At 68.1% G+C, this 19,905-nt stretch carries 17 protein-coding genes; 14 read left to right on the top strand and 3 right to left on the bottom strand.

The window, feature by feature from the left end:
* Positions 1–2: 2 nt before the first annotated feature.
* The 10 genes from mimD (at position 3) to KB201_RS03880 (ending at position 12,464) form a co-directional block, all read left to right on the top strand.
* On the top strand, positions 3–341 hold the full coding sequence (mimD, locus tag KB201_RS03925) for a propane 2-monooxygenase effector subunit MimD (RefSeq protein ID WP_176455943.1): 339 nt from the start codon (positions 3–5) through the stop codon (positions 339–341).
* A 182-nt stretch (positions 342–523) separates the two neighbouring features.
* Positions 524–1,570: an amidohydrolase family protein gene (locus tag KB201_RS03920; protein ID WP_211538406.1), complete on the top strand. Its 1,047-nt coding sequence runs from the start codon at positions 524–526 to the stop codon at positions 1,568–1,570.
* Positions 1,567–2,367 carry an iron-sulfur cluster assembly protein gene (locus KB201_RS03915; protein WP_078113342.1) on the top strand — a complete coding sequence of 267 codons (801 nt, stop codon included), beginning with the start codon at positions 1,567–1,569 and terminating at the stop codon, positions 2,365–2,367. The genes KB201_RS03920 and KB201_RS03915 overlap by 4 nt, the downstream gene beginning before the upstream one ends.
* 3 nt (positions 2,368–2,370) lie before the next feature.
* Positions 2,371–3,396 carry an NAD(P)-dependent alcohol dehydrogenase gene (locus KB201_RS03910; protein WP_078113341.1) on the top strand — a complete coding sequence of 342 codons (1,026 nt, stop codon included), beginning with the start codon at positions 2,371–2,373 and terminating at the stop codon, positions 3,394–3,396.
* A gap of 433 nt (positions 3,397–3,829) precedes the next feature.
* On the top strand, positions 3,830–5,482 hold the full coding sequence (groL, locus tag KB201_RS03905; RefSeq protein ID WP_078113340.1) for a chaperonin GroEL: 1,653 nt from the start codon (positions 3,830–3,832) through the stop codon (positions 5,480–5,482).
* A 270-nt stretch (positions 5,483–5,752) separates the two neighbouring features.
* The gene (locus KB201_RS03900; protein WP_078113339.1) at positions 5,753–7,558 is read left to right on the top strand and encodes a helix-turn-helix domain-containing protein; all 1,806 of its coding nucleotides are present in this window, start codon (positions 5,753–5,755) and stop codon (positions 7,556–7,558) included.
* A gap of 138 nt (positions 7,559–7,696) precedes the next feature.
* Positions 7,697–9,592, top strand: a complete 1,896-nt coding sequence (locus KB201_RS03895) for an acyl-CoA dehydrogenase (protein ID WP_211538403.1) — start codon at positions 7,697–7,699, stop codon at positions 9,590–9,592.
* Between the two features lie 65 nt (positions 9,593–9,657).
* Positions 9,658–10,419 (top strand): SDR family NAD(P)-dependent oxidoreductase, encoded by a 762-nt coding sequence (locus KB201_RS03890; protein ID WP_058251922.1) that lies wholly within the window; start codon positions 9,658–9,660, stop codon positions 10,417–10,419.
* A 31-nt stretch (positions 10,420–10,450) separates the two neighbouring features.
* Positions 10,451–10,969, top strand: coding sequence for a PH domain-containing protein (locus KB201_RS03885; protein WP_211538402.1), 519 nt, complete (start codon positions 10,451–10,453; stop codon positions 10,967–10,969).
* Positions 10,956–12,464, top strand: a complete 1,509-nt coding sequence (locus tag KB201_RS03880) for a PH domain-containing protein (protein WP_211538398.1) — start codon at positions 10,956–10,958, stop codon at positions 12,462–12,464. Before KB201_RS03885 ends, KB201_RS03880 begins: the two co-directional genes overlap by 14 nt.
* 40 nt (positions 12,465–12,504) lie before the next feature.
* Here KB201_RS03880 and chrA read toward each other — a convergent pair whose 3' ends face one another.
* A complete protein-coding gene (chrA, locus tag KB201_RS03875; RefSeq protein ID WP_078113385.1) occupies positions 12,505–13,959 on the bottom strand; it encodes a chromate efflux transporter in 1,455 nt (484 codons plus the stop codon).
* A gap of 193 nt (positions 13,960–14,152) precedes the next feature.
* Here chrA and KB201_RS24750 point away from each other — a divergent pair, with 193 nt between their 5' ends.
* From KB201_RS24750 to KB201_RS03860, 3 genes are all read left to right on the top strand, one after another.
* Positions 14,153–14,608, top strand: coding sequence for a chromate resistance protein ChrB domain-containing protein (locus KB201_RS24750; protein ID WP_247449881.1), 456 nt, complete (start codon positions 14,153–14,155; stop codon positions 14,606–14,608).
* Positions 14,609–14,681: 73 nt separating this feature from the next.
* A complete protein-coding gene (locus tag KB201_RS03865) occupies positions 14,682–16,514 on the top strand; it encodes an FAD-dependent oxidoreductase (RefSeq protein WP_139363037.1) in 1,833 nt (610 codons plus the stop codon).
* Between the two features lie 41 nt (positions 16,515–16,555).
* Complete coding sequence (locus KB201_RS03860) at positions 16,556–17,221, top strand: TetR/AcrR family transcriptional regulator (RefSeq protein ID WP_211538395.1); 666 nt, start codon at positions 16,556–16,558, stop codon at positions 17,219–17,221.
* On the opposite strand, the gene KB201_RS03855 is transcribed toward KB201_RS03860, so the two are convergent.
* Complete coding sequence (locus KB201_RS03855) at positions 17,152–17,667, bottom strand: NUDIX domain-containing protein (RefSeq protein ID WP_065631856.1); 516 nt, start codon at positions 17,665–17,667, stop codon at positions 17,152–17,154. The genes KB201_RS03860 and KB201_RS03855 overlap by 70 nt on opposite strands.
* Positions 17,668–17,747: 80 nt before the next feature.
* Here KB201_RS03855 and KB201_RS03850 point away from each other — a divergent pair, with 80 nt between their 5' ends.
* The gene (locus tag KB201_RS03850; protein WP_211538394.1) at positions 17,748–19,457 is read left to right on the top strand and encodes a nucleobase:cation symporter-2 family protein; all 1,710 of its coding nucleotides are present in this window, start codon (positions 17,748–17,750) and stop codon (positions 19,455–19,457) included.
* A 28-nt stretch (positions 19,458–19,485) separates the two neighbouring features.
* Here KB201_RS03850 and KB201_RS03845 read toward each other — a convergent pair whose 3' ends face one another.
* A complete protein-coding gene (locus KB201_RS03845; protein ID WP_078113335.1) occupies positions 19,486–19,863 on the bottom strand; it encodes a cupin domain-containing protein in 378 nt (125 codons plus the stop codon).
* Positions 19,864–19,905 lie beyond the last annotated feature (42 nt).

Raw genomic sequence — 19,905 nt, 5'->3', positions numbered from 1 at the left:
CCATGCAATTCGGCGCGGAGACCGAGTTCTCCAACATGTGCGGCGTGACCCTGATGAACACCCCGATCGGCCGGGTCGTCGCCGACGTCATGGGAGCGAAAGACGGGGTCGAACTGACCGAATACCCGTCCATGATCCGCGTGGACGGGGTCAACCGGCTCGAGTTCGACTACGACGAGCTGACCGACGCACTCGGCCAGGACTTCGACGGATCGATCTTCGAGGAGATCAGCTCCACCCACTACGGACGGATGGTGCACCTCGACGACCGGACCTTCCTGTTCGCCAGTCCGGAGGACGCCGCCGAGTACATCGGGTTCGACCTCACTGCCCAGGGCTGACGCTCGAACCCGAGCCCACCAGGCATGCGTCGTGGCCGCCGGCGGCCCGTTCCCGGCGGCCACGACGTACACCAACCCCGCACCACCCCTCCCACCACCGAGAACACCTCCCCGCCCATCACATCCGAGACAACCCGGCCCCGCCCGCCGAGACCACAGCCCACGATCGTCAGGAGCACACGATGTACGAGAAGAACGGCGACAAGTATTTCATCGTCGACGCCCACGTCCACCTCTGGGACGGACGCGAGTCCAATCAGAAGAACATCCACGGCAAGCAGTTCATCGATTGCTTCTACGACTATCACCGCAACCTCAGCCCCGAGGACAAGGTGTGGGACTACGACACGTACACCTATTACGGCCCGGACCGCCTGATGCGAGACCTCTTCGAGGAGGGGCCGGCCGACCACGCCATCTTCCAGGCCACCATCCTGAAGGACTTCTACGTCAACGGTTTCGCCCAGGTCGACGACTCGCTCAAGCTGTGCGAGGACAATCCCGGCCTGCTGACCTACAACCACGCCTACGATCCCCGCCACGGCGAGGCCGGTCTCGAGCAGCTGCGGCGCGACGCCGAGACGATGAACCTCAGGGGCGTCAAGCTCTACACGGCCGAATGGTTCGGCGACTCACGCGGATACAAGCTCGACGACGCCTGGTCGCGGCGCTATCTCGAGGAGTGCATCAAACTCGGCATCAAGAACGTCCACATCCACAAGGGCCCCACCATCCGGCCGCTGGACCGTGACGCCTTCGACGTCGCCGATGTCGACAAGGTGGCCACCGACTACCTCGACCTGAACTTCGTCATCGAGCACGTCGGCCTGCCCCGGCTCGAGGATTTCTGCTGGATCGCAACCCAGGAGTCCAACGTGTTCGGCGGTCTGGCCGTGGCGATCCCGTTCATCCACACGCGGCCGCGATACTTCGCGCAGATCATCGGCGAGCTCCTGTACTGGATCGGCGAGGACAAGATCCTCTTCGCCAGCGACTACGCGCTGTGGACACCGCAGTGGCTGGTCGAGAAGTTCGTCGACTTCCAGATCCCCGAGGACATGACCGAGTACGCACCGATCACGATCGAGCAGAAGAAGAAGATCCTCGGCCTGAACGCGGCCGCGCTGTACCCGCACATCGAGGTGCCCGAGGAGCTGCGGTTGCCGACCAGCGCAGCCGATCCGGATGCCGAGGTGGCGGCCGGGGCGAAGGACGTGGTGAACGCATGACCGCCCTGGACGATCGGCCGGCACTCGGCGTCGACCGGGCGAGCCGCCTCGAGCGCGACGTACTCGCTGCGCTGGACACGGTCCTCGATCCCGAACTCGACGAGCCGATCACCGATCTCGCCTTCGTCCGGTCGATCCTCCTCGAGGACGCCGGGGTGACGGTCCATCTGCGACTTCCCACCTCGTTCTGCTCGCCGAACTTCGCCTACCTCATGGGTTCGGACGCCCTCGATGCGCTCGAGGACATCGACGGGATCGGTCAGGTCCGCGTGTTGCTCGACGATCATCACGACAGCGACAAGATCAACACCGGACTCGACGCGCACGCGGGCTACAAGAGCACGTTCGGGGTGGAGGCACTCGAGAGCCTCGACGAGCTCCGACTCACGTTCCGGCGCAAAGCACACACCGCCGCGATGGAGCGCTGCGTCGCGGCCGAGCTCACCGCCGGACGCGTGCTCGTGTCCGAGGTCGACCGCCTCGCCCTGCGGGACCTCCCGCGCGGCCACCGCAAGTCGGCGCTGCTACGACGGCGGATGGAGTTGGGGCTCAGCGTGTGCCCCAACAGCCTCGTCGTCGTCGACGAGGAGGGCCGCCCGTTGCCGGCCGAACAGGTGCCGATGCGCCTGCGCTTCGCGCGCTCGGTGCGCATCTCGATGGAGGGGAACAGCCACTTCTGCCGCGGCCTGCTCGCCACCCGTTACGCCGACGACACGGCCTGCGACGGCCGGAGCGGACCCGTCATCACCGACCTCCGGACCACCCGCGACGCCATCACCCGAACGGAACAGGAGTAGACCATGCGCGCAGTCCAGGTCGTGGGTTACCACGACAAGTTGCAACTCAACGAGATTCCCGCACCGGAGGTGACCGGTCCCTTCGACGTCATCGTGAAGATCGGGGGCGCCGGCGTGTGCCGCACCGACCTGCACATCCTCGAGGGCCAGTGGGAGGAGAAATCCGGTGTGGCGCTGCCGTACACGATCGGCCACGAGAACGCGGGTTGGGTCGACGCGGTCGGGGACGCGGTCACGAACGTGGCCGTCGGCGACAAGGTGATCCTGCATCCGCTCATCACTTGCGGTCTCTGCCGGGCGTGCCGGTTCGGCGACGACGTCCACTGCGAGAACAGCCAGTTCCCGGGCATCGACACCAACGGCGGATATGCCGAATTCCTGAAAACCACCGCCCGCAGCGTCGTGCGGATCGACGATTCCCTGGAACCCGCCGACGTCGCCGCACTCGCCGACGCGGGACTCACCGCGTATCACGCCGCCGCCAAGGTCGCGCGCATGACGCGTCCCGGGGACACCTGCGTGGTGATCGGCGCCGGAGGACTGGGGCACATCGGGATTCAGGTTCTCGCGGCCATCTCGGCGGTCCGGCTCATCGTGGTGGACCGTAATCCGGACGCCGTCGAACTCGCCCAGCAGATCGGGGCCGACATCGGGATCGTCGCCGACGGTTCACATGTCGAGAAGGTTCTCGAGCTGACCGGTGGGCACGGCGCCGAGGCAGTGCTCGACTTCGTCGGCGAGGGCGGGGCCACCGCCGAGGGTACCGCGATGCTGCGGCGCGCGGGCAGCTTCTTCGTCGTCGGATACGGGGAGAACATCAACGTGCCGACCATCGACGTGATCTCCACGGAGATCAACTACATCGGCAACCTCGTCGGGTCGTACAACGACCTCGGGGAACTGATGGACCTCGCCGCGCGGGGAAAGGTGAAGCTGCACACCAGCACCTACGCCCTCGACGACTTCCAGCAGGCGCTCGACGACCTCGACGCCGGCCGGGTCCGCGGGCGGGCGATCCTCGTGCCCTGAGGTCGCCGACCCTTCGAGGCTCGTCGCTTGCGCTCCTCGCACCTCAGGGAGCAGAGAAGGCAGCCCGCTTGCGCTCCTCGCACCTCAGGGAGCAGAGAAGGCAGCCCGCTTGCGCTCCTCAGGGAGTAAGGACGGCGACCCCCCTGCTCCCTGAGGAGCGAGCTTGCGAGCCAACCCCCGCTCCCTGAGGAGCGAGCTTGCGAGCGTCACGAAGGGTCTTGGCGAGACGAGTTGCGAAGACCCTTCGTGACGCGCCCTCCGCAAGCTCCGGGCGCTCCTCAGGGAGCAGGGGGTTGGCCGCCCTCCGCAAGCTCCGGGCGCTCCTCAGGGGGCAGGGGTGGGCCGCGCCGTCGAGGTGCGAGCAAAGGGCGAGCAGCACAACAGATTTACCGCAGTACACAGCCGAGAACACCGAACGAAAGGCAGGACGACCATGGCCAAGGAGTTGCGCTACAACGCCGAAGCGCGGCTGCGGCTCGAGCGAGGGGTCAACGCACTCGCCGACGCGGTCAAGGTGACGCTGGGACCGAAGGGACGCAACGCGGTCCTGGAGAAGCTCACCGGCCCTCCGACCATCACGAACGACGGGGTGACCATCGCCCGCGAGATCCAGTTGCGCGACCCGTTCGCCAACATGGGCGCCCAGCTCGTCAAAGAAGTGGCGATGAAGACCAACGGGGTGGTCGGCGACGGCACCACCACGGCGACCGTGCTGGCGCAAGCAATGGTCCGTGAAGGTCTACGGGCGGTCGAACAGGGCGCCAACCCGATGCGGGTGCGTCGAGGCATCGAGCGTGCCATCGCCACCGTGATCGAGTCGCTGTCCGAGCAGTCCGTCGCACTCGGCGGGCGCAGCGACCTCGAGCGGATCGCCACGCTGGCCGCCAGCGACGACGAGGTGATCGGCTCGGCGATCGCGGCGGCCGTCGAGTACGTGGGTCGTAACGGTGTCATCACCACCGAGGAGAGCGACACGCTCGGGCTGGGCGTGGACGTGGTGGACGGCATCGAGTTCGACCACGGGTACATCTCCGGCTACATGGTGACCAATCACGAACGCATGGAAGCGGTTCTCGAGAACCCGGTGGTCCTGCTGACGAACAAGAAGATCACCACCGTTCAGGAGATCATGCCCAGCATCGAGGCGGCCAAGCGTGCCGATCGACCCCTGTTGGTCCTCGCCGAGGACGTCGACGGCCCGGCCCTGCAGCTCCTCGTCGGCGGCAACATGCACAAGACGATGCAGTCGGTGGTGGTCCGGGCCCCGGGCTTCGGACATCGGCGGGTGGCCGAACTCGAGGATCTCGCCGTCGCCCTGGGCGGTCAGGTGATCGCGAAGGACACCGGGCTGGAACTGTCGGAGGTCTCCGTCGAGCAGCTCGGCAAGTGCGACCGGGTGACCATCACCGAAGATGCGACGACGATCGTCGGCGCGCGTGGCGACCAGGGTCTCGTCGACGCGCGGGTGGCGCAACTCGAGGCCCAGCATGCCCGCGCCCGCATCGACGCCGACCGCGACAGCCTCGAACTGCGGATCGCGCGGCTGACCGGCCGGGTGGCCGTGATCCGGGTCGGCGGGGTCACCAGCGTCGAACTCAAGGAGCGCATGCTCCGCGTCGAGGACGCGCTGGCAGCGACACGCGCGGCGGTCGAGGACGGCATCGTCTCCGGCGGCGGAACGGCTCTTGCGCAGGCACATCGGGCGCTCGAGTCGCTCGCCGAGGTGTCCGGTGACGAGGGCGTCGGCATCGACGTCGTGCGTCGATCGATGGCCGAGCCGCTCTTCTGGATCGCCACCAACGCCGGGTTCGACGGCGACGAGGTGGTCCGGGTCGTGAGCGGCCTGCCGCTGGGGCACGGTTTCAACGCGATGACCGGTGGCTACGGCGACATGTTCGACGAAGGTGTCATCGACCCGGCGAAGGTCACCAAGGCGGCACTGGAGAGTGCCGCGTCCATCGCCGCCCTGCTGATCACCACCGAGACGGCTGTGGTCGAAGAGGTCCTCACCCACCCGGGCGCCATCGAGGCGCCCGGCTTCGGCGACCTCGCCGAGGGCATGGTCCGACCCTCCAACATCTACTAGGCCGGCCTTCATCAGGCCGCCACCGGCCGGCCCACACCGGCCGGTGGCCATCGACCCCGGCGGGGACGTCACCGCACGACGGTGACGGGGGCCGGTCGCGATCGGAATTCGTTCTCGGCGTCGATCGCGGCCGGCCCACCGCCGAGCCGTCCCGACAGGCGGATCCCGGCGGGTCAGCACGGTCCGTTTCGTCCGGCTCGACCCACCCCCGCCACCAGCCCGTTGTTCTGTACACTGCTGATGATGTGAGACGTACATCACAGTAGGGAGTTGTCTACCCCGGTGAATCATCAGCCCTCAGCCCAGGCCCGGAATTCGATCGCTTACGTCGCGCGGGCGCGCGAACGTTTCCTCAGCGACGACGGCGTAGCCGACGACCGTTTCGGCGGCACCGTCCGCGACGCGATCTCCACCTCGTGGAGACGGTCGCGGTCGTTCAAGGTGCAGGCGGACCGACTCGAACTCCCCTTCGTCCGCGAACCGAACACGGACAGCCCGTTGATGAGCGCGGCCCGTCCGGTGCTCGACCAGCTCGCCGTCGACCTCTCGGCGGAACCGGTGAGCATCATCCTCACCTCCCCCGACGGCGTGGTCCTGTCGCGCGCCACCGGCAGCCGGGAACTCCTCGGCCAACTCGATGCCGTCTCCCTGGCTCCCGGGTACAGCTACAGCGAAGAACACGCCGGCACCAACGGGATCGGCACCGCACTCGAGACCCGGCAGGCCACACTCGTCACCGGCGCCGAGCACTACGCCGGCTGCCTCGCTCAGCTCAGCTGTGCCGGTGTCCCGATCCGAAACCCCTTCTCCGGCGGCATCGTCGGCGCACTCGATCTCACCGGATGGGTGGAGGAGGGGGGTTCACTGCTGCTCTCCCTGGCCAAGTCGGCCACCGTCCAGATCGAGCAGCAGATGCTGACGAACGCCAGCGAGCGCGAATCCCGGCTGCTCGCAGCGTATCTCGCCACCTGCCGCCGTGCGCCGCAGATGATGGTCCTGGCGCTGGCCGCCGACGTCGTGCTGATGAACCGGCGACTGCGCCAGAGCATCGATCCGCAAGACCAGGTGTCGATGCTCGAGCACGCCGTGGACCAGACCCTGGACAATTCGTCGACCCGCCGGGTCAACACCCTGCCCAGCGGACGCGCGGTCCGACTCGCGCCGGTCGTCGAGTTCTCCGACACCGACGCCGGCATCGCGGTCTTCCACGTACACCTGATGGATCCCGGTCCGGCTCCGGAACCGCGACGCCGTCCGACGGCCGCGGCGACGCTGCCCGGCATCGTCGGCCGCAGTTCGTCGTGGCGGGAGTGTTGTCATCGCATCGCCCAACATGTCGGCGCGGGCCGATGGATCGCGGTATCGGGCGAACGCGGGAGCGGCCGGGCCGCGGTGTTGCGTGCGGCCGCCGGCCAGTACCGCCGCGGCACCATCCGCGTCTTCTCCGCCGAGGACTTCTCCGACGCCGACACCCTCGACACCTTCACCGCCGAGATCGAACGCGACGACTTCGCGATCATCCTGCGCGACATCGACGAGTTCGACGACGACATGTTGTTCGACGTCGCCGACGTGCTGCAGGGTCGCGAACACGCGGGCTGGCTCGGCATCACCCTGAGCACCGTCGACACACTGCCAGCGCTCGGCGCGACGCTGCTTCCGTTCTTCTCCCACACCGTCGAGGTGCCACCCCTCCGGCACCGCATCGAAGATCTACAGGTCCTGGTGCCCGCGATCCTGCGCCAGCTCACCCGCGGCAAGGAACTGCCGGTGGCGCCGGACGCGATGCGCCAGCTCAGCAAATACACCTGGCCGGGCAACGTCGCCGAACTGCGTCAGGCCCTTCGCGACGTGGTCACCCACCACCGTTCCGGGACGATCACCGTCACGCAACTGCCCCCGACGTATCGGGCGCAGAGCCGTCACACCCTCACCCGCATCGAGGCCCTCGAACGCGACGCCATCGTGCGCAGTCTCGAGGAGAACGGCCACAACAAACTCGCCGCCGCCCACGCGCTGGGCATCTCGCGCGCGACGATCTATCGCAAGATCAAGGAATTCGGTATCGACGTCTGACCACGCCGGCCGTGTCGCCGCTCGGGACAACCCACTGGCGAAACCCGGGTCGGGGCAGGCCCTGATGCCGGGGCATGATGGACGGGCGACGGACATCCGCGTACCAGCGTCCGCCCACCTGACCGACGAGGAAGTGCGATGACCACACCCATGTCCCGGCGGGACCTCGAGTTCCTGCTCTACGAATGGCTCGATGTAGAGGCGCTGACCTCGCGGGAACGCTTCTCGGCACACTCGCGGGAGACCTTCGACGCCGTGCTCGAACTCAGCGCCGACATCGCGATGAAGTGCTTCGCACCCGCCAACAAGATCGGCGACGCCAACGAGCCCTACATCGGTGACGACGGCAAGGTCGTCCTGCCCGACGAGATCGTCGCCGGCCTCACCGAGTACCGCAAGGCCGGTCTCATCTCGGCCTCCTTCGACGACGAACTCGGCGGCATGCAACTGCCCACCGTCATCCGCCAGGCCTCCGCCGTGTGGTTCCAGGCCGCCAACGCCGCGATGTCGTCGTACAACTTCCTCACCGTCGGCAACGCGAACCTGCTGGCCGAGTACGCCACCCCCGAGCAACGCGACACCTGGGTCCGTCCCCTCGTCGAAGGCCGCTTCTCCGGCACGATGTGCCTGTCCGAGCCACAGGCCGGCTCGTCGCTGGCCGACATCACCACCAAGGCCGAACCCGCCGGCGACGGCACCTACCGCATCACCGGCACCAAGATGTGGATCTCGGGCGGAGACCACGAACTCACCGAGAACATCGTCCATCTCGTCCTGGCGAAGATCCCCGGCGGCGGCCCCGGCGTCAAGGGCATCTCGCTGTTCATCGTGCCCAAATACCTCGCCGACGGAACACGCAACGACGTCGCGCTCGTCGGCCTCAACCACAAGATGGGCAACCGCGCCACCACCAACACCCTGCTCAACTTCGGCGACGGCACCTTCCCCGCCGACTCCACCCAGACGGCTCCCGGCGCTGTGGACGATCAGCCCGCTCGCTCCGCTCCCGGCGCTGTGGACGATCAGCCCGCTCGCTCCGCTCCCGGCGCTGTGGACGATCGACCCGCTCGCTCCGCTCCCGGCGCTGTCGGCTACCTCGTCGGCGACGAACACCGCGGCCTGTCCTACATGTTCCACATGATGAACGAAGCGCGCATCGGCGTCGGATTCCTCGCCACCGCACTGGGTTACGCCGGGTACCGGGCCTCACTCGACTACGCGAAGGTGCGTACGCAGGGCCGACCCGTCGACCACAAGGATCCGTCGACCAAACCGGTCCCGATCATCGAACACGCCGACGTGCGTCGGATGCTGCTCGCCCAGAAGTCCTACGTCGAAGGCGCTCTCGCGTTCGGGTTGTACTGCAGCACCCTAGTCGACGAGGCGGCCACCACGGCCGACCCCGCCGAACGCGACCGGCTGAACCTGTTGCTCGAGGTACTCACCCCGATCGCGAAGAGCTGGCCCTCCCAGTGGTGTCTCGAGGCGAACAGCCTCGCGATCCAGGTCCACGGCGGATACGGTTACACCCGCGAATTCGACGTCGAGCAGTACTACCGGGACAACCGGCTCAACCCGATCCACGAAGGCGCCCACGGCATCCACGGCCTGGACCTGCTCGGGCGCAAGGTGATCATGCAGGGCGGGGCCGGTCTCGCCGCGCTGGCCGAGACGATCGAGGCCACCGTCGCCCGCGCACGGACTGTCGACGGACTCGACACCCTTGCCGACACGCTGCACGCGGTGGTGGACCGGCTGGTGAAGGTGACCGCGCACATCTGGTCGGCGGGCGACCCGAAGCTGTCGCTGGCCAACGCCACGATCTACCTGGAGACGGCCGGCCACATCGTGATCGCCTGGATCTGGCTCGAACAACTCCTCGCCGCCGACGGCCGGACCGGTGACTTCTACGACGGCAAACGCGCTGCGGCACAGTATTTCTTCCGGTATGAACTACCCAAGACCGGCCCACAGCTCGATCTGCTGACCGCACTCGACCGCACCACCCTCGACGTCGAACCGTCCTGGTTCTGACGCCGATTCCGACTCGACCGGCGCCCCGCGTCGGTCACCGTGCTGAGTACTCAAGGGAGACAACGATGTCCGTGATGAATCTGTTCGACACCACCGGCAAGGTGGTCATCGTGACCGGTGCCTCGTCCGGGCTGGGGGTCTCGTTCGCCCGCGGTTTCGCCGAGGCGGGCGCGGATGTCGTACTCGCCGCGCGCCGGGCGGAGAAGCTCGCCGACACCGCTGCCGCCGTCGAGGAACTCGGCCGCAAGGCGCTGGTGGTCCCCGCCGATGTCGCCGACCCCGAGCAGTGTCAGCGGGTCGTCGACGCCGCGATGGAGACCTTCGGCAAGGTCGACGTGCTCATCAACAACGCCGGCGTCGGGACCGCGTACCCGGCGACCCGCGAGACCCCCGAACAGTTCCGCGGCGTCATCGACGTCAACCTGAACGGCTCCTACTGGATGGCCCAGGCCTGCGGGCGGGTGATGCAACCGGGTAGCTCGATCATCAACATCTCGTCGATCCTCGGCATCACCACCGCCGGGCTGCCGCAGGCGGCGTACGCCGCGAGCAAGGCCGGCGTCATCGGCCTCACCCGCGACCTGGCCCAGCAATGGGGCGCGCGCAAGGGCATTCGCGTCAACGCCATCGCCCCCGGATTCTTCGAGAGCGAGATGACCGACACCTACCAACCGGGATATCTCGACTCCCAGATGCCCCGGGTACTCCTCGGCCGGACCGGACACGGCGAGGAACTCGCCGCCACCGCGATCTGGTTGTCCTCGGCCGCAGCCGGATACGTCACCGGCCAGACGCTGCCCGTCGACGGCGGCATCACCGTCACCTAGCATCGGGGAATCCACCCCTAGACTGGCGGCAATGGAGCCCTCATCTGATCCGACCGTGCCGGTGCACCCGACCCTGCGTGACCCGGTCAACAGTGTCGATCCACGCGCCAAGACCCTGTGGCGCATCGGCCCGCTCGTCCTCGGGGTCCTGGGCGTGGTCGCCGCCGTCGTGGTGGCCGTCGTCGTCGACCAGACGCGATGGATCGCGGTGCTCGCCGCGGTCGCGGTGGTCGTCGTGACCGTCGCCTGGGTCGCGGTTGTTCCGCAGTGGCGCTACCGCTTTCACCGCTGGGAGGTCAGTGACGACGCGGTGTACTCGCAATCGGGCTGGTTCGTCCGGCACCGCGTGATCATCCCGATCGCCCGGATCCAGGTGGTCGACACCGAGGCCGGGCCGATCGAACAGTTCCTCGGGCTGGCGACCCTCACCGTGACCACGGCGTCGTCGGCCGGGACGATCCACATCGCCGGTCTCGACGCGGAGGTCGCACGGACGACCGCCGCCGATCTGACCATCCGCACACAGGCTTTCACCGATGACGCGACCTGAGCCGTTCGCCGTCGACGGGCCGGAGGACTGGCACCGGTTGTCGCCGTGGATGATGGCCGTCAAACCCGTCGAGCTCCTGCCCTCACTGATCCCGGTCGTGATCGCGCTGGTCTTCGCCGGCTCGGGCGCGCCGCTGTTCACCCTGATCGCCACCGCGGTCATCGTGCCGTTCGTGACGGTGGTGCCCTGGCTGACCACGCGCTACCAGGTCACCGATGAGCACGTCCGGGTGCGCAGCGGGCTCGTCACACGCAAGGTCGCGACCGCGCGCCGGGACCGCATCCGCAGCGTCGACCTCACCGCGTCCCCGGTTCACCGCGTGCTGAAACTGCAGAAGGTCAAGATCGGCACCGGAGGGGACGACGAGTCGTCGGCGGTCGTCCTCACCGCACTCACCGTCGACAAGGCGCGGGCGCTGCACGACAATCTGATGGCCACGCGCACCCTGCGGGGACCGTCGGCGCCCGCCGGCACCGACCCCGACGACCCGACCGCCCCGGTGGCGGCCGAGGACCCCACGGTCCTGGCACGGTTCCAGACCTCGTGGCTGCGCTACTCCCCCTTCTCCGTCGCCGGGCTCGCACTGGCCGCGGGCGCCGCCGGCCTCGCCGTGCAGATCGCCAACGACGCCGGGGTTTTCGCGGAGGGGATCGGATTCGCGCGCGACGCCGTCGACTCCATCCGCGAGACCGCGATCGGACTCGTCGTGCTGGGTGCCTGTCTGCTCGTGATCGTCGTCGGCGGAATCCTGTCCGTCCTGGGGTACGTCCTGAACTACTGGAACTTCCGGCTCCTCCGCTCCCCCGACGGGACCCTGCGCACCGAACGCGGACTGCTGACCACCAACGCGATCAGCTTCGACGAACGGCGCATCCGCGGCAGTCACCTCACCGAGCCGGTCCTCATGCGCCCACTCAAAGGCGCTCGCCTGCAGGCGATCGCCACCGGCAGCACCAAGCACCCGCTACTGCTGCCACCGGCACCGATCGACGAGGCGATGCGCGTCGCCGGTCTGGTCACCGACGAACGCACCGAGCTCACCACGCCGCTCGTCGGACACGGCGTCACCGCCGGGCGGCGTCGAATCAACCGCGGATTCTCCTCCGGCGCAGTCGTGTTCGTCGCCATCGGCGTCGCGGTACTCACGCGCGCCCTGCCGGCGCCATGGCTGGCGGTGGGGGTCGTCGCCGTTCTCGGCTCGACCGCGCTCGGTGTCGTCCGCGCCCGGCACCTCGGGCATCGACTGACCTCTCGCTCGGTGGTTATCGCACCGCCGAGCGTCGCGCGGCAACGCGTCGTCGTCGACCGGGACGGTGTGATCGGCTGGGCCAGCCGTACGTCGCTCTTCCAGCGCCGGGCGGGCGTCACCACACTCATCCTCGCCACCGCAGCGGGCGCCGAGCACTACCCTCTCGTCGACGTCGACGAGGAGACCGCGGCCGGCGTCGCCCGTGATGTCTCGCCCGACTGGATCCGCCCGTTCCTCGTGCCCTGACGACACCCGTTCAGGTCAGGGTCGTTCAGGTCAGGGTCGTTCAGGTCAGGGGCAGGCCGACCGCGGCGGCGAGCAGGCCGAGCACCGCGCAGATGCCGAGGGTCCGGAGCACCGACTGCTTGAGCGGATAGATCAGGACGAAGGCGATCACGGTGATCACCACGGCCAACGGACGCAGGGTGTCGAGATGCGGGACCGCGAGGTGCAACGGCCCGGCGGTGACGACCGTGGTGTCCCGGAACAGCGTGTGCAGTGCGAAATACAGTGCGAGATTGGCGATCACGCCGACCACCGCGGCGGTGACGCCGTTCAGCGCGGACGTCAGATGCCGGTTGTTGCGGAGCTTCTCGATGAACGGCGCGCCGAGGAAGATGAACACGAAACTCGGCACGAACGTGACCCAGGTGGTCAGGAGTGCGCCGATGGTCGCCGCGACCCAGGGGTCGAGACCGCCCGGATCGCGATAGGCGCCGAGGAACGCGACGAACTGGACGACCATGATGAGAGGGCCGGGGGTCGTCTCGGCGAGTCCGAGTCCACGCACCATCTCACCCGGCGTGACCCAGCCGTAGACCTCGACCGCCTGCTGGGCGATGTAGGCCAGGACGGCGTAGGCGCCGCCGAAGGTGATGAGGGCGGTCCACGTGAAGAACGTGCCCTGCTGGGTGAACACACTGCCCGTCCCCGTGGTCGCCACGACGATGCCCATCGGGATGATCCAGGCCAGCGCACCGACACCGAGCACCAACCCGGCGCGACGCCAGCTCGGGGATGCCGTGTGGATCGCGTCGTCGGCGATGATCGGCGCGGGCCCGTCGTCGGCGACCTCCTTCTGGGCGGCGACGACACGGCGGCCGGTCAGCCAGCCCAGGACGCCGGCCACAGCGATGACTATCGGGAACGGGACAGCGAAGACCGCCAGGGCGATGAACGCAGCGACCGCGATCGCGATCTGCACCGGCCCGGTGAGCGCCCGTTTGCTCACCCGCGTGACCGCCTGGGCGACGATGGCGAGCACCGCGGGGCCGATGCCGGCGAACAGGGCCGCCACGATGGTCGTCGCGCCGAAGGCGACGTAGATCGCCGACAACCCGAGTATCGCGATCACCCCGGGCAGGACGAACAGGATGCCCGCGATCAGCCCACCGGCGGTTCCGTTGAGCAGCCAACCCACGTAGATGGCCAATTGCTGGGCTTCGGGCCCGGGCAGCAGCATGCAGTAGTTGAGGGCGTGGAGAAACCGGCGCTGGCCGATCCAGCGCCGGTCGTCGACCAGTGCCCGCTGCATCACCGCTATCTGACCCGCGGGACCCCCGAAGGTCTGCAGCGAGATCAGGAACCACGCGCGGGTCGCGGTCCGCAGCGAGACCCCCGCGGTCGGGTCGACGTGGTCACCCGACTCGACGGCCGCCGTCCCTTCGGTCTCCGGCGGACCGTCCGCACGTCTCGACGCATCCGAACTCCCGGGTCGACCGGATCTCTCCGACATCACCACTCGCACCCCTTCCACCACGCACCAACGTGCCCACGTCGCCGCGGTCGTGCGGCTCCCAGCAGATGCAACCACGAGGTCGGGTCGGCCGCGCCCACCAACCCGGCCGAGTTCGAACGCATCCGCGCCGAACTCCAGTCGGCCCGCGAAGCCGAGTACGCGGACATAGTCGACGAGGCGCAGCAGGCGGACGACCATGCCGACCCCGCGAAACAGCTCGGCGTCCTACGTCGCAGGTTCCGTGAGATCACCCGACGGGACCACTTTCCGACAGAGTCGCGCGAGACCGCCCGACAAGCACTTCGCACACTGGCCGACCGACTCCTCGAGACCGAACCGGCGAGGCCGTCGTGAGGTGGGCGACCCGGTCTTGTGGGCGATCGCAGAGATCATCCACGAAGCCGACATCGAAGACGACCGCTACGACGCTCCGGAAGCGCCGGGCCTCGATGTCGTGTTGCGCGGCCTCTCCCTCATCGGCGACGACGAACACACGCTGTCGGTCTCGGATGCGTTTTCGACGGTTTGCACGAGTACTTTCGCCAACGCACCCTCACCGGCCGCGAACCGTCGTAGGCAACCGCGGGGCGCGTCGGAGCACCCCGTGAGACGATTCGCCAAAACCGTCCGACCCACTTTGACGCTGTGGTAGACATCACAGCAGATTAGTCAACGCTGACTGTTCTCCATCGCCGCGGACAGTCGTCGACAAAGGGGTCATGGGGATGTCGGACGCCACTTCCACTTCGAACAGCAACTCGCCGAACAGCTTTCCGCGCCGGTCCATGCTGCGCGGATCGGCTGCCGCCGCAGTCCTGGCCGGTACCGCAGTGGCCCTACCGGGCGTCACGGTCCCCTCGGCGCGGGCGGTGCCCCGCTCCGGCGCCGGCCGCGGCCGCGACGTCGCGATCTTCGGCGGCGGGATGGCCGGCTTGTCCGCCGCGCACGAACTCGTCGAGCGCGGCTTCGGGGTCACGGTCTACGAGCCGTCGCGCCTCGGCGGCAAGGCCTACAGCCACGACGTCCCCGGCACCGCACGGGGTGGTCGCCTCGCACTCCCCGGCGAGCACGGTTTCCGGTTCTTCCCGGGTTGCTACCAGCACGTGCCGGACACCATGGAGCGAATCCCCGTCGGCAACAGCAACGTTCGTGACCGTCACCTCATCGACGTCGAGTCGGCGGTCATCGCCTTCGACGACGCCGGGTATGCCCCGACCACCGCTCCGGCATCGATCATGGGTTTCGTCCAGCACGCGAACGAGATCGTGACGCTGGACAACCTGCGCAACGCGTTCATGACCGGACTCAAGTTCGTCGTCGATGTGCCGCCTCCCGAACTCGCGTTCTTCGTCACCCGCGAGCTGATCATCGCGACCAGTTGCACCGAACGTCGAATCGGCCAGTGGGAGAATCAGTCCTGGATGCAGTTCGTGAAGTCCAAGGGCAAGTCACGGGCGTATCAGCGATATCTCGTGGGCGCCCTCACGCGAGCGCTTGTCGCCGCGAAACCCGACACCGCCTCGGCACGGACCATCGGCCAGATCGGACTGGCACTGGCCACGTCGGCGACCGGATTGATCAGCGGATACGACGCCGGGCTCGTGCACGGCGGCGTCGACCGAATCCTCAACCGCCCCACCAATCATGCGTGGATCGACCCGTGGGTGGCCCACCTCCGCGGTCGCGGCGTCCGCTTCGAGATGGGGACCGGCCTGGCGCGACTGAATCTGGCGCGCGGCCGGATCAGTGGAGCGCAACTCACCTCCGGCGCTCCGGTCGATGCCGATTGGTATGTCGCCGCCATGCCCATCGATCGCCTCCGTCCGTTGTTGTCGCCCGAGTTGGTCACGGCCGACCCGTCGCTGGCCGGTATCCACGCTCTCAAGGACGACTGGATGGTCGGCATCCAGTACTTCCTGTCCCGGCGCGCCGACATGCCGCCGAGCCACATCGCCGCGCTGGGTACCCCCTGGGCTCTGACCGGCCTGTTCCAGGCCCGCCCCTGGAACGTCGACTTCGCGCGCACCTACGGCGACGGGCGGGTGAAAGATTGTCTGTCCATTGACATCTCGGAGTGGGAGAAGCCAGGCATCCTCTACGGCAAACCCGCCAAACAGTGCACCCGGCAAGAGATCGCGCGGGAAGTGTGGGCCCAGATGAGCCGAGCGATGAACTCGGGGGCCCGGAAGCTCCTGCGTTCGGAGGAGATCGTCACCTGGTCCCTCGACCCCGGGATCACCTGGTCGCCGTCCATCGCCAACGCCACACCGCTCATGGTCAACACCGCCGGCTCGTACAAGAACCGGCCGAACGCCTACACGTCGATTCCGAATCTGTTCATCGGCGGCGACCATGTCCGGAGCAACATCGATCTCGCGACGATGGAGGGCGCCAACGAATCCGGCCGCCGGGTGACCAACGCGATCATCGCCGCGGCCGACAGCCCCGCCCGCGCGGCGACCGTCTTCCCGCTCTGGGAACTGCCGATGCTCGAGCCGCTCAAGCAGATCGACCGCGATCGCTACCGCGCGGGCCTCCCGCACATCCTCGACGTGTGAGGCCGCGGGTCATCCGCGCCGCGCCGAACTACGATCCTCGTGTGACCACCTCTCCCGGCGCCCCGCGCGCGCGGCAGCAACGCAGCGGGGTCACGCAGACCCGCATCCTCGATGCCGCGATCCGAGTCCTCGTCGATCGCGGATACGCCGCCGCGAGCACGGTCGCCATCCAGAACGAGGCGGGCGTGAGCCGGGGCCGGCTGTTGCACCACTACCCGTCGCGGGACGTCCTGCTGATGGCGGCCGTCGGACACCTCGCCCGCACCCGCATCGCCGAACTGCCCAGCCACGTCGAGTGGCCGGCCGATCCGGTCGAGCGCATCGCGCTGGCCACCGATGTCGGCTGGTCGACGTTCCACCAGCCGTACTTCGTCGCGTCGATGGAGTTGTGGGTCGCGGCACGGACCAATGCCAATCTGCGGACGGCCCTGCTCCCCACCGAACGCGAGATCGGCCAGACCGTCCGGCGCGCGGTCGCCGGGTTCCTCGGTCCCGAGTTGACCGCGTCGCCGCGCTACGCCGCCCTCTACCCGCTGCTCCTGACGAGCATGCGCGGTGCGGCGACCACCTACCTCATCGACCGGCGCGACCCGCTGACCGACCCGCATCTCCCGCTGTGGCGAGACCTGACGCGCACCTACCTCCTCGGTGACGCCGGGTCCGCGGACCCCAGCGCCTCGAGCAGACGGTCGACGAACGGAACCTGAGCGGGGTTGAGCCGGGTCCGCGCGAGATCGACGGAACACCATTCGGCGCGGTCGATCTCGGGGAACGCCTGCATCCGTCCCGACCGCGGCGGCCACATCAGCTCGAACGTGTTGCTGACGACCGACACGACGTCGAGGTCGCCTTCCACGGCGAACCCGATGACCCGCTTACCGCTCTTCAATCTGACCTCGCCGAGTTCGATCGGCGGGGCGTCGGGCACCGGGCTCCCGATCTCCTCGGCGTACTCACGTCGCGCGGCGGCCCACTCGTCCTCGCCCGGTTCGACGAGCCCCTTGGGCACCGACCACGACCCCGCGTCCGGTTTACGCGCCCAGATCGGACCCCCGGGGAACACGAGGAGAACTTCGACGGCAGCGGCACCGTCGGCCGACGTCGTCCGGCGATAGAGCAGGATTCCCGCGCTACGGCGGGAGGCGGTGGCCATCACGGATATATCTTGGCGGAAACGTCGCGGATACACGCTCGCGCCTTCGCGGAAACGTGCGAACCGTAGAACTGACGACCATGTCGGTTCTCGATGTCGTCAAGAACGGAAGGTCCGCCGCACATCCGGTGGACGAGATCCCGCCGTTCATCAAGCTGTTCCCGCTCGGCCTCCAGCACGTCCTGGCCATGTACGCCGGGGCCGTCGCGGTACCCCTCATCGTCGGCGGCGCGATGGTCGGCGCCGGCCAACTCGAGCAGGGTGACATCGTCCACCTGATCATGGCGGACCTGTTCGTGGCGGGCATCGCGACGATCTTGCAAGCCGTGGGGTTCTGGCGGTTCGGGGTCCGACTCCCGCTGATGCAGGGCGTCACCTTCGCCGCGGTCGGCCCGATGATCACCATCGGGACCTCGTACGGCATCACCGCCATCTACGGGTCGGTCATCGCGTGCGGGTTGTTCATGATCGCCGTCGCACCGATCGTCGGGAGACTGATCCGCTTCTTCCCGCCGCTGGTCACGGGGACGATCATCCTCATCATCGGGGTGTCGCTGATGCGGGTGGCGGCCGGCTGGTTCGGCGGCGGCACCGCCGCGGGGCCCGACTTCGGCGACCCGAAGAACATCGCCTTCGGATTCCTCACCCTGGCCGTCATCATCGGCATCGAACGATTCGCCCCCGCGGCGATCCGCCGGGTGTCGATCCTGCTCGGCCTGGCGGTCGGCACCCTGATCGCGATCCCGTTCGGCATGACGCACTGGGATCAGGTCGGCGAGTACCCGTGGGTCGGCATCCCGCAGCCGTTCCAGTTCGGCGCACCCACCTTCGAGGTCAGCGCCATCATCTCGATGATCATCGTGGGCGTCGTGATCATGACCGAGACCACCGGCGACATCGTCGCCGTCGGCGAGATCGTCGACAAGAAGATCACCCCGCGCAAGCTGGCCGACGGAATGCGCGCCGACGGCCTGGGCACCGCACTCGGCGGCGTGTTCAACACGTTCCCTTACACGGCCTTCGCGCAGAACGTCGGCCTCGTCGCGATCACCGGGGTCAAGACCCGCCACGTCGCGACCTGCGCCGGCGTGATCCTGGTGGTCCTCGGCCTGCTGCCCAAGATGGCCGCCGTCGTCGAGCGCATACCGCTGCCGGTACTCGGCGGCGCCGGCGTCGCCCTGTTCGGCATGGTCGCGGCCAGCGGCATCCGGACGCTCGCGAAGGCGAAGCTGAACAACACGAACATCCTGGTCGTCGCGATCTCGGTCGGTGTCGCCATGCTGACCGAGGCCAAGATCTACTACACCGACCGCGAACTCGGCGAGGCGCCGGTCAACGTGGTCCTGGATCTCTACGCCCAGTTCCCCGACTGGTTCCAGACCATCTTCCATTCGGGGATCTCCGCGGGTGCGCTCACCGCGATCGTGTTGAACCTCCTGCTCAACACGCGCAGCGTCTCCGCCGATCCGGTCGACTACCACAACACCGGCGACATCGCGGTGGTCGGTGCACCCGACGGATCAACCGACCTCTCCGGCGCCGACGGCGTGCGCGCCGCCGCCTTCGACCCGCGTGACGCGTTGGCGGCCGCCGACCCCGACACCCCGCCCGACACGCTTCGCTACCTGGCCGACCACGACTCGTCGCTGCACCCGTTCATCGTCACCAATCCGGCCACGCCCAAGGACCTGGCCGATCACATCAAGTGCCTCGGTGACCCGAAGGTGTTGCGGCTCTTCGACACCTGGGACGGCTACACCTCGGGCGGGTTCTCGCGGCGCGGTTCGTGACGGGCTCGGTTCGGACCGTGGTCGGTCGTCACCCGGTCTGCTGTTTGGCGTAGTTGCTGGCGCCGTAGAAGTCCACGAGCACCACGGGTTCGTCGCCGACCACCCAGGCGTCGTGGCCGGACGGCAGGGACGTGATCGATCCCGGCCCGGCGTCGAACTCGGTGCCGTCGGCCATCACGATGTGCAGGACCCCGGAGACGTGATACTGGAAATGCGGTGCCTCACACAGTTCGGTACCGGCGATCGGTTTGACGTCGACCGACCATCGCCAGCCGGGCTCCAGGGTCAGCCGGCCGATGTCCGACGTCCCAACGGTGAGTAGCTCCACCTGCCCGTGCCCGAAGGTGCGTACCTCGTCGGGTTCGGCGAAGTCTCGGTGCTCGGTCCGGTGCTCGATGCTGGTCATATTCCCTCCCGGTGATCGTGCGGTAGCCCGACCACGACAACG

Source organism: Gordonia sp. SCSIO 19800, assembly GCF_018132775.1.
In the GTDB taxonomy this organism is placed as follows: domain Bacteria; phylum Actinomycetota; class Actinomycetes; order Mycobacteriales; family Mycobacteriaceae; genus Gordonia; species Gordonia hongkongensis.
The sequence above is the reverse complement of the archived record's forward strand: the minus strand, read 5'-3'. Positions and strand labels throughout refer to the sequence as shown.

What these genes read in the sequence shown, in the direction of transcription:
- KB201_RS03890 (WP_058251922.1), top strand. Translation starts at nt 9,658, where the DNA reads ATGTCCGTGATGAATCTGTTCGACACCACCGGCAAGGTGGTCATCGTG.
- KB201_RS03885 (WP_211538402.1), top strand. Translation starts at nt 10,451, where the DNA reads ATGGAGCCCTCATCTGATCCGACCGTGCCGGTGCACCCGACCCTGCGT.
- KB201_RS03920 (WP_211538406.1), top strand. Translation starts at nt 524, where the DNA reads ATGTACGAGAAGAACGGCGACAAGTATTTCATCGTCGACGCCCACGTC.
- KB201_RS24750 (WP_247449881.1), top strand. Translation starts at nt 14,153, where the DNA reads ATGCCGACCCCGCGAAACAGCTCGGCGTCCTACGTCGCAGGTTCCGTG.
- KB201_RS03910 (WP_078113341.1), top strand. Translation starts at nt 2,371, where the DNA reads ATGCGCGCAGTCCAGGTCGTGGGTTACCACGACAAGTTGCAACTCAAC.
- KB201_RS03865 (WP_139363037.1), top strand. Translation starts at nt 14,682, where the DNA reads ATGTCGGACGCCACTTCCACTTCGAACAGCAACTCGCCGAACAGCTTT.
- KB201_RS03915 (WP_078113342.1), top strand. Translation starts at nt 1,567, where the DNA reads ATGACCGCCCTGGACGATCGGCCGGCACTCGGCGTCGACCGGGCGAGC.
- KB201_RS03880 (WP_211538398.1), top strand. Translation starts at nt 10,956, where the DNA reads ATGACGCGACCTGAGCCGTTCGCCGTCGACGGGCCGGAGGACTGGCAC.
- mimD (WP_176455943.1), top strand. Translation starts at nt 3, where the DNA reads ATGCAATTCGGCGCGGAGACCGAGTTCTCCAACATGTGCGGCGTGACC.
- groL (WP_078113340.1), top strand. Translation starts at nt 3,830, where the DNA reads ATGGCCAAGGAGTTGCGCTACAACGCCGAAGCGCGGCTGCGGCTCGAG.
- KB201_RS03850 (WP_211538394.1), top strand. Translation starts at nt 17,748, where the DNA reads ATGTCGGTTCTCGATGTCGTCAAGAACGGAAGGTCCGCCGCACATCCG.
- KB201_RS03855 (WP_065631856.1), bottom strand. Translation starts at nt 17,667, where the DNA reads ATGGCCACCGCCTCCCGCCGTAGCGCGGGAATCCTGCTCTATCGCCGG.
- KB201_RS03895 (WP_211538403.1), top strand. Translation starts at nt 7,697, where the DNA reads ATGACCACACCCATGTCCCGGCGGGACCTCGAGTTCCTGCTCTACGAA.
- KB201_RS03845 (WP_078113335.1), bottom strand. Translation starts at nt 19,863, where the DNA reads ATGACCAGCATCGAGCACCGGACCGAGCACCGAGACTTCGCCGAACCC.